The sequence below is a fragment of the Bradyrhizobium sp. LMTR 3 genome (genome assembly GCF_001693485.1).
In the GTDB taxonomy this organism is placed as follows: Bacteria; Pseudomonadota; Alphaproteobacteria; order Rhizobiales; family Xanthobacteraceae; genus Bradyrhizobium.
In genome coordinates, this window is the sequence record NZ_MAXC01000051.1 from 128189 (window position 1) to 142195 (window position 14007).

Sequence of the window (14007 nt, forward strand, 5' to 3'; positions counted from 1 at the left end):
ACCGTTTCTCCTTTATTTGTCGAAATCCCACGGCTGTAAGCGGCCGGCCGCACCGAGCACGATGACCGGCGCGTCCTGCTTGTATTCCGGCGCCGCTATCACCTGCTCCTTGGTCAACTCGAGCGTGATGCTGTCACTCTTGTTGGCAACACGGCCAAAACGCAGCGCACTCCAGTCGACGACGATCTTTCGGCTGCCGACACCGAGAAAGCCGCCGAAATCGATGACGGCGGCGCGCACGGTGCCCTCGCGGTCCACGATCACGTCGACGATGCGTCCCATATTTTCGTTGGCCGCACTGCGGACCTCGCGGCCCAGAATGCCGAGCGCGTCGCGGGCGCCGATCACAGTGACCGACGCCGGAGGCGCCGGTTCCTTTTTCGTGGCACCTTTCGCGGCATCGGCCGGAGCGGCACGGCTTCCCTGCGTTCCATTATCTTCCGCTGCCGAAACCGGAAGGCTCACCGCTAGCCCGGCGATCAGCGATATGATGACAATACCGGCGCGCATATGGCCTCCTGAACTCCGAAGACGCATGGATGGGAATGCACGACCGCTAATGCGTCAACACGATCGACACCTGAATCTGTCCGCGCGTGCGCAATACCTCGAGCGACACAACCTCGCCGTGGCGGCGGACCCTCAAGTCGACGCTGGAGGACCCGATCCGCAGATCGCGCAATACCACCTCGTTGAGGAATTCCGGCAGGCGCGGATCACGAAGACGGATCTCGCCACCCGCCGCATCGAATTCTAGACCGAGCGTCGCCTCAAGCAGGGTAAAGGGCGTCGCGCTGGCCCAGGCCTGCGGCGCACAGGCGACCGGATAAAGCACGGGTCCCCGCCGCTTCTCCCGTCGGAATCCGCAGAACAATTCCGGCAGCCGCCGCAAGTCCATGTAGCTCGCAGCGTCGAACAGGCCCTTGAACAGATGCGCCGCCGAATGCTTCAGGCCGTAGCGCGCAAAACCGAGCGCGATCAGCGCGTTGTCGTGCGGCCAGATCGACCCGTCGTGATAGGACATCGGGTTGTAGCGAACCTCGCCATAGGCAACGGTGCGGATGCCCCATCCCGAAAAGAATTTCTGGCTCATCAGATCGGCCGCAACAAGACGGGCACGATCGGTCCGAACGATGCCGGTGAAAAGAAGCTGGCCGGCATTGGAAGTTCGGACCTTGCACGGCCGCTTGGCGCCATCGAGCGCCAGTGCGTAGGTGCCGAGTTCCTCGCACCAGAACGCCTCCTCGAAGCGCTCGGCCAGCAGCAGGGCTGCGGATTCGAGTTCTGCCGCCCGGTCGATGAATCCCAGCCGCCGGGCGCAGCGCGCCGCCAGCCGCTTGGCGGCAAACACATATCCCTGAACTTCCGCCAGCGCGATGTAGCCCTCGGCGAGCTGTCCATCAGCGTGGAAGATCGCGTCGAAGGAATCCTTCCAGCCCTGGTTGGCAAGCCCCTGCTCGGTGGCGCGCTGGTACTCGACGAAGCCGTCACGATCAGGGTCGCCGGGGCCGTCGATCCATCGCAACGCCGCCTCGATCGCGGGCCATAGTTCGGCCAGCGTTTCCTCGTCGCCGGTGCGCTCGACATAGAGGCCGGCCAGCAGCACGAACAGCGACGTGGAGTCGACGCTGCCGTAATATTGCGCGAACGGCACTTCGCGCAGCGCCGCCATCTCGCCGCCGCGCATTTCGTGCAAGATCTTGCCAGGTTCGGCATCGGCAAGCGGATCGACCTCCTTGGCCTGAAAATGAGCCAGCCGCCGCAGCACGCCCTTGGCGATACGCGGATCGACCCACAACATCTGCAGCGCGGTGATCAGCCCGTCGCGGCCGAACGTCGTTGAGTACCAGGGGATGCCGGCATAGGGATATCTGCCCTGCGGCGTATCCGTCATCAGCATGTTGAGATCGGCCATCGCCTGGCACAGCACCTCGTTGAAGATATTGTTCGACGTCTCGATACTGGCTGCGCCGGCCGTCGACCGTCGCATCTCGCGGCGATGCGCCAGCAGGCCGCGATAGAATGGTACCGGCTTCTGCATGGCCGGCTTGTTGCAGGATACCGCGACGAACAATGCGATCACTTGCCTGGGTGCCAGTTCGAAATGATAGGTTGCAGAATTGACCGCGAGCCGCGTCGGCCGCGGCTCGAAATGCAACGCTGTAATGCGGGCCTTACCGTCGAGCCCGCTGTATTCCAGCATGACATCAGCGGGACCAAGCAACCGGCTGGAGCCTACACCCCGGCGCGAGCGGCGCTCGCCGCGCACCTCGAACAAATCGGCGAAATCATTGTCGAACAGCAGCGTCAGGTCGAAGCTCGCCGGCCTATCGCCGTGATTTTGCAGCGCGATGCGCTGGTAGGCTGTGCCGCGCCACAGGAAGATCGAGCGAACGATGTGCAGCGTGTCCTTCTGCAACGCCAGCCTGCCGTTACGGTACACGTCCGAATTGGTGAGATCGACGGTCAGCGCCGAATTATCATCGCGCAGATTGGAGCCGAGCAACAGCGGCTGAACTTCGTCGAGCACCATCTCCAGCCGGGCGAGGTAACGTGTATCGGCGTTGAACAGACCGTCGGGCCCGCCAGCGGAGGCGCCGATATCGCCATGGCTGTCCAGCACGATAAAGGTATCATCGTGCTTGAGCGAGCAGCGCGGCCGCGTCGCCGGTCCCGTCATCGGGATGTAGAATGGCGACTCCGCGACGTGTTCGGCAGCCTGAACGGTGATCAGTTGGCTGACTTCGGCTGTCATTTTGACCCCTCAAGCGATTTCCTTGCGTTGTGATGGACGCATCGGGACGCAAACGCTACTGCCGCAGATCAGGCCGCGTGGGTGGCGAGACGGCCCATTTCGCGCGCTACCAATTCGCGGTAAGGGCCCCTTCCCTGCAGGAGAATGTCCGGCGGACCGTCCTCGATGATCCGCCCGCCCTGCAATACCACAACACGGTCAAAATTGCGCAAGGTGGCGAGACGGTGGGCGATGGCAATCACGGTGCGTCCTCGCATCAACCGCGACAACGCCTCGCGGATCGCCTCTTCGGATTCGCTGTCGAGCGCCGCGGTTGCCTCGTCCAGCAACAGGATCGGCGCGTCTTTCAGGAAGGCGCGCGCGATGGCGATCCGCTGCCGCTGCCCGCCGGAAACCTTGATGCCGCGATCGCCAACCATCGTCGCCATGCCTTCGGGGAGATTCTCGATGAAATCGCAGCGCGCCGCGATTGCCGCGCGCAGCACCTCGTCGTCGGTCGCGTTCGGACGTCCGTAGCGGATATTTTCCATGATCGAGCGGTGGAACAGCGAGATGTCCTGCGGCACGACCGAGATCGCCTCGCGCAGGCTCTGCTGCGTCACCCGTGAGATATCCTGGCCGTCGATCATGATGCTGCCGTGCTGGACGTCGTAGAACCGCTGCAGCAGCACAAACAGGCTGGATTTCCCGCCGCCGGAATGGCCGACCAGCCCGACCCGTTGTCCCGGCTGAATGCGCAAGGAGAACTTCTCGAACACCTGAACGCCGCCGGGATAGTGGAACGAGACGTTGTTGAAGGCGACGGCGGCGCCGCTGCGGATCAGCGGCTCGGCCTCGGGATGATCCTTCAATTCGTGCGGCAGCAGCAAGGTGGCAATCGCCTCCGTCAGGCGGGCGACGTGCTGGGTCACGTCAACCAGCGCCACCGCAAGGTCGCGCGTCGCGCTCAGGATCGAGAGCCCGAGCGTACATACCAGTACGACATCGCCGGTGGTCGCCGCGCCCCGCTGCCAGAGCGTGATGACCCACGCCAGCAGCGCGATCGTCAGCAGAATAGTCACAACGGCGTGAAGCAGCCGCAGCTTCTCGAGATAACGGAGGCTGCGCCCGCGGGCGTCGAGTTCCCGTTCGACGGTGGCGTCGAAGCGATCGTGTTCGTAGCTGAGGCCGCAGAACGCGCGGACCAGCGGCAGATTGCTGATGACGTCGACCATCTCGCCGTCCACCGCAGCCGCCTTGTCAGCAAAGTCATCATGCAGCGGCTTGCCCGCCGCGGCGAGGTGAAACATCGCCATCAGCATGATACCCGCGATGATGATCAAGCCCGCAGACATCGCAAGACTGACGGTTCCTATGAGGAGTATCGCCGAAACGGTCGCGATGCACGGCGGCAACACGTTCCATACGAACATGTTTTCGACGGTGAAGACGGCATTGGATGTCGCGGTGATACGGCTGGTCAGCATGCCCGGCAGCCGGTCAGAGAAATAGCTGGGGGCATGACCGGTCAGGTGGCGGAACATATCGCGGCGGAGATCGCCGGTGACGCCGACGAAGGTGAAGCTCGCCGTCCAGCTCGCGACCCGCCACAGCAGATTATCCGCCGCGATCAGCGACATGAGAAAAGCGAATGCCAGCCATACGCTACTTGCGTGCGACGAACCGGCCGTCAGGCTGTCGACCAGACTCTTCACGCCATATTGCGTGCCCACCGAGCATGCAACCGCTGCAACGACGGCAGATACGATGACTACATGGGCTCCGCGGCGCCTGCGCAGATAGCGCAAGACAAAAGGAAGCGGCCGCCGCACATACCCTGAAAGATTATCCATGTCGTCTGCAAACCTGTTGAGAGTGAAAGGGAATCCCTAACGTACATCGCGCACGAGGTCGTGAACGGTGCCGCTTCGGGTTTGCTGGCGCGCAGCCATCACCGCGCAACAATTCTGCAGCATCGAAGTCGCCTTAAATCTGTTGGTGTCAGATGGCATCAGCAAGACAGTCGTGTGGAAGAACCAAGATGCGCCGATGATGGGAACTTCGCAGATGCAAGAACGTTCCCACCTCCGGCACGCCGGTGCCGATCTGCGGGCTGAGGGATTTATCCAACCAACATTCGAAACAGGAGACGAAAGATGCGCATCGCGCAGGTCGCCCCGCTGACGGAGGCTGTTCCCCCCAAACTGTACGGCGGCACCGAGCGGGTGGTGCACTGGCTGACTGAAGAACTGGTAGCGTTAGGGCACGAAGTCACTTTGTTCGCCAGCGGGGACTCCCGCACGTCGGCGAAACTCGATGCGACATGGCCGAAGGCGTTGCGCCTCGACGGCTCAGTGCGCGACCCCAACGCGCTGCACATGGTGATGCTGGAACGCGTCCGGCAGAAATGCGACGATGAAGAGTTCGATTTTCTGCACTTTCATCTCGACTACTATCCGTTCTCGCTGTTCTACCGACAGCCGACGCCGTTTCTGACCACCCTGCACGGCAGGCTCGACCTGCCGGAGCATCAGCCGGTATTCAATACCTTCTCCAAGGTGCCGGTGATCTCGATCTCCAACGCGCAGCGTCGACCGGTGCCGCAGGCCAATTGGCTGCGCACCGTTCACCACGGGCTGCCGGAGGATTTGTTGACACCGCAACAGGTGCGGCCATCTTATCTCGCCGTGCTGGGACGGATCGCGCCGGAAAAGGGCGTGGATCGCGCCATCCGGATCGCGACAAGATGCGGCATTCCGCTCAAGATCGCAGCCAAGGTCGATCGCGCCGATCAGGAATATTACGACGAAGTGATCTCTCCGCTCATCAAGGCCAACCCGCTGGTGGAATATATCGGCGAGATCAGCGATCGCGAAAAATCCGACTTTCTCAGCGGCGCGATCGGCCTCTTGGTCCCGATCGACTGGCCGGAGCCGTTTGGCCTCGTCATGATCGAAGCGATGGCCTGCGGCACGCCGGTCCTCGCTTACAATCGCGGTTCGGTCCCGGAGATCATCGATCCGGGGCACACGGGCTTTGTCGTGGAAGATGAAACCAGCGCGGTCGCCGTGGTCGACCGCCTTGCCGCGCTAGACCGCGTCGCCATCCGCAAACAGTTCGAATCCCGCTTCACCGCGCGCCGCATGGCGCTCGATTATCTGGCTGCCTACCGCGGCCTGATGGAGGAAGAGCCGCGGATCAAGCTGGTCAGCAGCGCGGAGTAGTAACGGTAGCACCTTCCCTCGTCGTCGCAAGACGGCCGTAGGGTGGGCAAAGCGAAGCGTGCCCACCATCGAGCAACAATCCGGACGGATGGTGGGCACGGCGCTGAAGCGCCTTTGCCCACCCTGCAATTTACAAGGTCACAATCACGTCAGAAGACCATCGTCCGCTTCGGTTCGACGATCTCGAACATCCGCGGGAATTCGTCCATCAGCATCATCAATTCGCCGAGCCGCATCGGATTACCGCTGACCGTGATCTTGCCGGAGCCGACTGCTTCGGGGAATGTCGTCAGTTTGGCGATCACGTCGTCGAGCACGCTGCGTGGCAGCGTGAAGCTGGCGTCGGCATCGGCGGCTTCTGCGCCGGCGATATACGTCAACGCGCAGTTTTCCAGGTTGAGGATGAAGCTCTCCTTGGTATCGGTGAAATTCCAGTTCAGCACGATGCGCTTGCCTTCGGCCTTGGGACCGTTGAGGCGCACGCCGAGCACGTCCCAGAGCTGTTCGGTGCGCAGCGCGGCCAGCGTTTCGCGTGGCATCGCGGCGCGCGGCGACGTCTTGGGCATGCCCTGCCGCAGTTCCTGCGCGCCGAACAGATAGGCATTGCGCCAGGTCGAACTTTCGGAGGCATAGCCGAGCTGTTCGAACGTATCGGCGAGCAACGCACGCGCCGCCTGGTTCTCGGGATCGGCGAACACCAGATGGCTCACGGCTTGCGCGACGAAGCGGAATTCGCCCCTGGCAAAATCCGCTCTTGCGCGCGCCAGGACGGCGTCCGCGCCGCCCATATACTCGACATACTTTTTGCCCGATTCGACCGGCGGCAGCGGATCGAGGTTGACGGGATTGGCGTCGTACCAGCCGAGATACTTTTGGTAGATCGCTTTCACGTTATGCCTGATGTGGCCGTAATAGCCACGGCCATGCCAGGCGTCCTCAAGGCTCGCGGGCAGGTGGATGGTTTCGGCGATTTCGGCTGCGGTCAGCCCGTGGTTCATCAGGCGGATGGTCTGGTCATGCGCAAACTTATAGAGATCGCGCTGCTGGCGGATCATGGTGTCGATCCGCTCCTGCCCCCAGACCGGCCAATGGTGCTGGCCGCACATCGCATCCGCCTTGCCGCCCCACATTTGCAGGGCCTCGCCGAGATATTTCGACCAGGCCAGCGCGTCGCGTACGTCGGCGCCGCGAAACGGCAGCAGGTTATGAAAATTATGCGTGCAGTTTTCCGCAAGGTTGAGAAGCTTGTAACGCGGTAAGAAGAAATGCATCTCCGCCGGCGCTTCGCTATTCGGCGCCATCTGGAATTCGAAATCCACCCCATCGATGGTCCGCCGGTCGCCGGTCGCCATGATCAGGTCGGTCGGGCGCACGAGCGCAACCGCCCCCGCCGCCATGGTCTTGCCCAGCCCGCAATCGACCTGCCCGCGCACACCTTTCGCAAGAAACGGCCCGAACTGATATTGCGCGCGCCGCAGCATGGCGGGGCCGGCGATGATGTTTTCCGAAACCGCATGCTCCATGAACAGATTGGGCGCGATGATCGGCACGCCGCCGCCGGTAGGTGTTGCATCGCCGAGTACGCCGCGCGCGCCGCCCCAATGGTCGGTGTGGGTATGGGTGAAGATCACGGCCGCAACGGGCCGCTTGCCGCGGTGCTGGAAGTAGAGCTCTATCGCCGCCCGCGCGCCCTCGATTGAGGTCAGCGTATCCACCACGATCACGCCGCTATCGCCCTCGATCAGCGTCATGTTGGCGATGTCGAGCCCGCGCACCTGGTAGACGCCGGGCACCACCTCGAACAGGCCGTGATGCATGTTGAGGCGCGACTGCCGCCACAGGCTGGGATCGACCGTCGGCGGCGCTTCTTCCGCGGACAGGAAACCGTAAGGCTCCAAGCTCCAGACCACCCTGCCCTGAGGCGACGTAATCCTCGCATTCTCGATCGTGCCGAGGAAGCCGCGCGCGGCGTCATCGAAATCACGCGTGTCGGAGAACGGCAGCGCCTTCAGCGTCGCCGCATGCTGCGCGATGACGGAGGCGGACGCTTCCTTTGGAGACTCGTTGCGCGCTTCGATCGTGGCTGGTTGGCTCATTGTTGTGTGCTCCCTTACGCAGAAGAAACAGAAGGTCGAAATTCGAACGGCGTCAGCGACACTCGAGTCCCTCCGGCCGCCGTTACGTATATTGCCGCCGCTCAGGACGGATGTGCGGACAGATACGGCGAGTTGGCAATCGACCAAGACGGCATCGGCTCCATGCGAAAGATCTGCCGTAGATGGACTTCATCGGGCCCGTCACCGATCCGCAGCAGGCGCCCCCAGGCCAGCGCCTGATGGATCGGCGTATCGTCGGAGCCGCCCATGGCCCCGAATACTTGCATGGCGCGGTCGGCGATCTTCTGCAGCATCGCGGGCACCGCCACCTTGATCAAGGACACATCGCGCCAGGCGCCGTGATGGCCGGCCTGATCGAGGCGCCATGCGCAACGATAGGTCAACAGGCGCGCCTGCTCGAGCTCGACGCGGGATTCGGCGATCCAGCGCTGCACGGTGTCGTATTGCATCAAGGTACGTCCGAACGCGGACCGCTCGGATGACCGCACCATCATCAGTTCGATCAGCAGTTCGCACAGCCCGATCGAGCGCATGCAATGATGGATGCGTGCCGGTCCCAGACGAATCTGCGCGACCTTGAAGCCCTCGCCTTCCGCGGCGAGCAGGTTCGCGCGGGGCACGCGCACGTTATCGAACGAAAGCTCGCCGATCGGCGCGACGTGATCTTCGCACCCCATCCAGCGCAGCCGGCGCACCAGCCGAACGCCTGGCGTATCCATCGGCACGATGATGCAGGAATGGCGCCGCGTCCGGTCGGCGTCGGAATCGGTCACGCCCATCACGATCAGGAAGCTGCATTTCGGATGCGCCGCGCCGGTGATGAACCATTTGCGCCCGTTGATGACGTAGTCATCGCCATCCCGGACCATGCGGGTGGCGATGTTGGTCGCATCGGATGAAGCCACGTCCGGCTCGGTCATGCCGAACGCCGAACGCGTCCTGGCTTCCAGCAGCGGCTGCAGCCAGCGCGCCTTCTGCTCGGGCGTCGCACAATTCTGCAGCGCGATCATGTTGGGCACGTCGGGCGCCTGGCAATTGAAGACCTCAGGCGCCCAGAACAGCCGGCCCATGACCTCGGCCAATGGCGCATATTCGAGGTTGGAAAGGCGCGTGCCGGGCTCGTCTTCCCGGAGTTCGGGAAGCCCGAGATTCCATAGCCCCGCCGCACGCGCCTTGCGCTGCAGGTCCTCCATGAAGGGCGCGGGCTCGCCTTTGGCCGTGTGATCGAGCCAGCCGCGATGGCGCGGCAGTACTTCGCCGTCGAAAAACGCCTGAAGTTTCTGCCGCCACTCTTCCGATCGCCCGGAAAGGTCGAAATCCATGCCGCCTCCCGATTTTTGGAAACTTAAGCGTATATCGACACAATATGCAAATTCGTTCCGACATATTGACAGCTTTGCGGAAGCATGGCCAACTTTCGCCATGGTGGCGATTTCCAATATCGATCCCTCGATATCCCGGACTGCGGAGGATCAGGCCGATCCCTCCTTCGCGACCACGCTGGCGCATGGGCTCGACCTGCTGGCGGCGTTCCGCAACCGCACGGGCTCGCTGTCGAACGCGGAGCTTGCACTCCATACCGGCCTGTCGCGACCGACGGTGTCGCGGCTGACCTACACGCTGGCGCAACTCGGCTATCTCAAGCGCGACGCGAAGGGACGCTTCCAGCTCGGGCTCGGCATTCTGGCCGCGGCCTACCCGGTGCTGTCGGCGCTGAAGGTGCGGCAGTTGGCACGCCCGCTGATGCGCGATTTCGCGGCCTACACCGGCGGCACGGTTTCGATCGCGATGCCGTTCGGGCTCGACTTCATCTATGTCGAAACGCTGCGCACCACCGACGCCGTGGCGCATCTGCCGGATGTCGGCTTTGCCAGTTCGCTGGCGCCCACCGCCGTCGGCCGCGCCCTGCTCTCGCTCTTCACCGGGGAAGAACTCGACGCGTACGTGGCGAAGGTGAAGGCCGAACGCCCGGACGAGGCCGATTATGTCCAGAGGCGGACGCTGCCGGACGTCGAGATTTGCAAGGAGCGCGGCTTTGCGATTTCGCTCGGCGAATGGCGGCGCGAGATTTTTGGCGTCGCCGCGCCGCTATACCGCACGCCGTCGGGTGATTGCCTCTCGGTCAATTGCGGCATTCCCTCATTTCGATTCAACGCCGAACAGATCGAGCGTGAATGCGGGCCGCGCATGCTGGGCTTGGCGCGCAGCATTCGCTCGCTGGTGGCCAACGACTGAATTCCCCCGTCAGAGGGGCAAGGCGCACCGCTCGACAGGTGCGCAAAAAATGGGGAGGGAAGAATGAGCCGGGTCAAAACCGTGCTGGGCGTTGCCATGGGTTTAGTCATGGGTTTTGCTTTGGGCGCAATCATGCTGCTCGGCAACGCGGCGCACGCGCAGAGCAATTATCCGAACCGTCCGATCCGCGTCATCGTGCCCTACCCCGCCGGCGGCATCGTCGACATCGTCGCGCGCGCGGTGACCGAGCAAGTCGGCCGCGACTGGAAACAGACGGTGGTCATCGAAGCAAGGCCGGGCGGCAACAGCAACATCGGCACCGCGTCAGCGGCGCGCAGCGAACCCGACGGTTACACCTGGCTGGTTACCGGCCCTGCGGCTTTGGTCAACCCGACGCTTTACAAGGACGCCGGCTGGGACGCGCTGAAGGATCTCAAATGCGTCGGCCTTGCGGTCTGGAATCAGAGCGTGGCGCTGGTGCATCCGTCAATGCCGGCCAGCACCATCAAGGAATTCGTCGAGATCGCGCGCAAGAAGCCCGGCGAACTCAATTTCGGCAATCCCGGCACCGGCTCCTCCATCGATCTGAGCGCGCAAAAACTGTTTCAGGCCGCTGATATCAAGCTGACCAATGTCGGCTACAAAGGCCAGCCGCAGGCGCTGATCGACCTGATGACCAGCCTGATGCATTTCGAGATCGTCTCGCTCGAGCTGGCACTGCCGCACATCAGGGCCGGCAGCGTGAAACCGCTTGCTGTCATGACCGACAAACGTGTCGCCGATCTGCCCGATGTGCCGACGATTGCGGAGGCCGGATTTCCGGAAGCCACCTATGTGCCCTGGTATGGAATCTACGTACAGGCGGGAACGCCCAATGCCATTGTCGCGAAGATCAACGAGGCCATCAACAAGGCGCTGCAGAACCCGGAAGTGCAGCGCCAGCTCGCAGTCGCCAACATCCCTGGCAAGCCGATGCCGCTCGCCGATCTCGCCGCGCTGATGAAGGCCGACCACGAGAAGCTGACGAAGGTGATCGCGACGTCAGGCATGGCGCTGCAGTGATGTCTGCCTCCCAAATGACTTACTTCTTCACCTTGCTGGCATCCATCTTGATGCTCGTATCCAGCATCTTGACCGAAAACGCAGTATTCACGTCGAACGGCTTTTCCATGCCGAGATAGGTCTGCACCAGCTCGTAGTCCTTTTTCATCCGCTCGGCATCGATCCAGCCGAGCGCCTTGGTCGTCGTGAATTCGTCCGTCATCAGGAACTTGATGCGCTCCCACTGCCGCTGCTGGTTTTCCTTGTCGAGACCCGAGGCCTGGTCGAGCAGCGCCTTGAGGCAGGGCGCGACGTCGGCGACGCAGGCGGCGTAGGCCTTCTGGCTGATCTTGACGAAGTCCTCGACCAGTTTTGGATTTTTTTGCAGATAGGCGCCGTTGACGATCAACGAGTTGCCGTAAGGGTTCAGCCCGATATCCTTCCAATTGACGTAGCCGAGATCGGCGCCGAACTCGATCACCTTGAGATCGTGCTCATTGTAGAAATCGCTGATGATATCCACCGTGTGGCTCTTCAGCGCCGCGATCTTGGCGGTCGGACCGACATTGACGAAGCTTACGGCGTCAGGCGCGATGCCCGCCGCCTTGGCGAAGGCCGGCCACATCACCCGCGACGCGTCGCCCGGCGGATTGCCGATCTTGTGGTTCGGAAAGTCCTTCGGCCCGTTCACGCCATAGCTCTTCAGCCAATAGAAGGTCTGTCCGGTGTTGGCGTAGATGCTCATCAGCGCCACCACGTCGGCGCCCTTGCTCTTGGCCACCAGCGCGGTCGCGAGATCCGCGATGCCGAACGGCGAGCCGCCGGAGCCGACCTTCAGCGATGAGACGCCGGAGCCTTTGCCGACCTCGATCGTGAGATCGATGCCGGCCTTCTCGTACCAGCCTTGGGACTTGGCGTAATAGAACGGCGAATGATCGGCCGTCGGCGTCCAGTTCAGGATCAGATTGACGGACTCGGCGGCTACACAGGGCGCAGCCGGCACGGCAAGCGCAAGCACCAATCCTGCAATTCGCAAAGCCTTCATTGCACCCTCCTCGTTCTGCAACCGATCTTGTAGTCGCGCATCCGTGACGCTACCAATGCAACAAGGGACCAGACGACTTGTCAACTATTTGGTTGGAAATGCCCAAAAAACGTTCTGACGATACCAGGCCGCAGCGGCGCGATCCGGCCGCGACCCGCAAAAAGCTGCTGACGGCGGCGCGGCGCGAATTCGCCAGCAGTGGCCTCGCCGGGGCCAGGGTCGACGAGATCGCTGCGCGGGCGGGCGTCAACAAGCAGCTCGTCTATCACTATTTCGGCGACAAGGACGCGCTATATCTGGCGGTGCTGGAATGGGTCTATGAGGAGATCCGCGCCCAGGAGCGCAAGCTCAATCTCGAAGGGTTGCCGCCCGAGCAGGCCATCAAGAAGCTGATCGAGAGTTCGTTCGATCACCTTGCCGCGCATCCGGACTTCATCGTGCTGCTGAACGACGAGAACCGCGGCGGCGCCCGGCATGTGCGCGGATCGCGAAAACTGGAAGCGATGCATTCGCCGCTGGTCAGCCTGGTTTCGACCATTCTCGGCGAGGGCGTGAAGGCCGGCATATTCCGTAAAGGTATCAACCCCGTGCACCTCTATATCTCGATTGCCGGGCTCAGCTATTTTTACTTTTCGAACACGCCGACCCTGTCGGCGATCTTCGGCAAGGACCTGTCGAGCCGGGCCGCGCGGCAGGCGCGTCGCAGGCACGTGGTCGACCTGGTGATGCATTCGCTGCGCCCATAATCAACCAGATGGTTGATTAGTTGCAGAGGCCGCGGTAGATTGCCGCCGCGTGGCGGGGAACCGGCCGCGCATCCAAAGGGAGTGCACGGTGTTCAGCGGTGACGGCGGATCGGCACGGTCTTTCGCGATCATCCTGATCGTGCATCTGGCTGTGATCGTGCTCTGGCAGGTTCTGGTCGACGCCTTCCAGGTGCCGAAATTCATTCTGCCCTCGCCACTCGCGACCGTCGCAACGCTGGGTTCTCCCAGCTATGCCTGGCCCTCCAATCTCGCCGTGACGGCCATCGAAATTCTCGGCGGGTTCTGCCTCGGCGCGCTGGTCGGCATCATGCTGGCCGTGCTGTTTACCTGGTCGCCGCTGGTCAGCCTTCTGCTGCTGCCGCTGTTCGTGACGCTGAACATGATCCCGAAAGTGGCGCTGGGACCGTTGTTCATCGTCTGGTTTTCCTACGGCATCTTTCCGAACATCCTGATCGCGTTTTCCATTTGCTTCTTTCCGATCCTGCTCACCACCGCGCGTGGACTGAGTGAGGTGGAACCGGACCTGCTGGATCTCGTGAAGTCGCTGCGCGGTTCGCGGTGGACGCTGTTCCGGAAGATCCAGTTGCCGGGTGCGTTGCCTTACGTGTTTTCCGGAATGAAGGTCGGCGCGATCCTGGCGGTGGCCGGCGCCATCGTCGGCGAGTTCATCGCCTCCGAGCGGGGGCTCGGCTACCTCATGATCCAGGTGCAGTCTTCGCTGGATACGCCGGCGATGGTGATGGCGGTGGTGCTCCTGACATTGCTCGGTGTGGCGCTGTATGGGCTCGTGCTCGGCTTAGAGCGGATGTTCGTCGTCCGTGACATCCGGCTGCAGTAAGACAGG

Annotated in this window: 11 protein-coding genes; 5 read left to right on the forward strand and 6 right to left on the reverse strand. The window is 62.6% G+C overall.

Annotated elements, in window-relative coordinates:
• Positions 1-12 precede the first annotated feature (12 nt).
• From LMTR3_RS30970 to LMTR3_RS30980, 3 genes are all read right to left on the reverse strand, one after another.
• Positions 13-510, reverse strand: coding sequence for a PRC-barrel domain-containing protein (locus LMTR3_RS30970; RefSeq protein WP_065748753.1), 498 nt, complete (start codon positions 508-510; stop codon positions 13-15).
• Between the two features lie 46 nt (positions 511-556).
• A complete protein-coding gene (locus LMTR3_RS30975) occupies positions 557-2755 on the reverse strand; it encodes an amylo-alpha-1,6-glucosidase (protein WP_065748754.1) in 2199 nt (732 codons plus the stop codon).
• A 68-nt stretch (positions 2756-2823) separates the two neighbouring features.
• Entirely contained in the window at positions 2824-4587 is a 1764-nt protein-coding gene (locus LMTR3_RS30980; RefSeq protein WP_065748755.1) for an ABC transporter ATP-binding protein, read from the reverse strand.
• A gap of 303 nt (positions 4588-4890) precedes the next feature.
• Between LMTR3_RS30980 and LMTR3_RS30985 the strand changes: the two genes are divergently transcribed.
• Positions 4891-5958: a glycosyltransferase family 4 protein gene (locus LMTR3_RS30985; protein WP_065748756.1), complete on the forward strand. Its 1068-nt coding sequence runs from the start codon at positions 4891-4893 to the stop codon at positions 5956-5958.
• A 149-nt stretch (positions 5959-6107) separates the two neighbouring features.
• On the opposite strand, the gene LMTR3_RS30990 is transcribed toward LMTR3_RS30985, so the two are convergent.
• Entirely contained in the window at positions 6108-8054 is a 1947-nt protein-coding gene (locus LMTR3_RS30990) for an alkyl/aryl-sulfatase (RefSeq protein ID WP_065748757.1), read from the reverse strand.
• Positions 8055-8155: 101 nt separating this feature from the next.
• Positions 8156-9397 (reverse strand): acyl-CoA dehydrogenase family protein, encoded by a 1242-nt coding sequence (locus LMTR3_RS30995; RefSeq protein WP_065748758.1) that lies wholly within the window; start codon positions 9395-9397, stop codon positions 8156-8158.
• A 100-nt stretch (positions 9398-9497) separates the two neighbouring features.
• On the opposite strand from LMTR3_RS30995, the gene LMTR3_RS31000 reads away from it, so the two are divergent.
• Both LMTR3_RS31000 and LMTR3_RS31005 read left to right on the forward strand, forming a co-directional pair.
• Positions 9498-10310, forward strand: a complete 813-nt coding sequence (locus LMTR3_RS31000; protein WP_065748759.1) for an IclR family transcriptional regulator — start codon at positions 9498-9500, stop codon at positions 10308-10310.
• Between the two features lie 63 nt (positions 10311-10373).
• Entirely contained in the window at positions 10374-11372 is a 999-nt protein-coding gene (locus LMTR3_RS31005; RefSeq protein WP_084029918.1) for a Bug family tripartite tricarboxylate transporter substrate binding protein, read from the forward strand.
• Positions 11373-11391: 19 nt separating this feature from the next.
• Here LMTR3_RS31005 and LMTR3_RS31010 read toward each other — a convergent pair whose 3' ends face one another.
• Positions 11392-12396 carry an ABC transporter substrate-binding protein gene (locus LMTR3_RS31010; protein ID WP_065748760.1) on the reverse strand — a complete coding sequence of 335 codons (1005 nt, stop codon included), beginning with the start codon at positions 12394-12396 and terminating at the stop codon, positions 11392-11394.
• A 98-nt stretch (positions 12397-12494) separates the two neighbouring features.
• Here LMTR3_RS31010 and LMTR3_RS31015 point away from each other — a divergent pair, with 98 nt between their 5' ends.
• On the forward strand, positions 12495-13142 hold the full coding sequence (locus tag LMTR3_RS31015) for a TetR/AcrR family transcriptional regulator (protein ID WP_028347374.1): 648 nt from the start codon (positions 12495-12497) through the stop codon (positions 13140-13142).
• An 88-nt stretch (positions 13143-13230) separates the two neighbouring features.
• The gene (locus LMTR3_RS31020) at positions 13231-14001 is read left to right on the forward strand and encodes an ABC transporter permease (protein ID WP_065748761.1); all 771 of its coding nucleotides are present in this window, start codon (positions 13231-13233) and stop codon (positions 13999-14001) included.
• Positions 14002-14007: the final 6 nt, after the last annotated feature.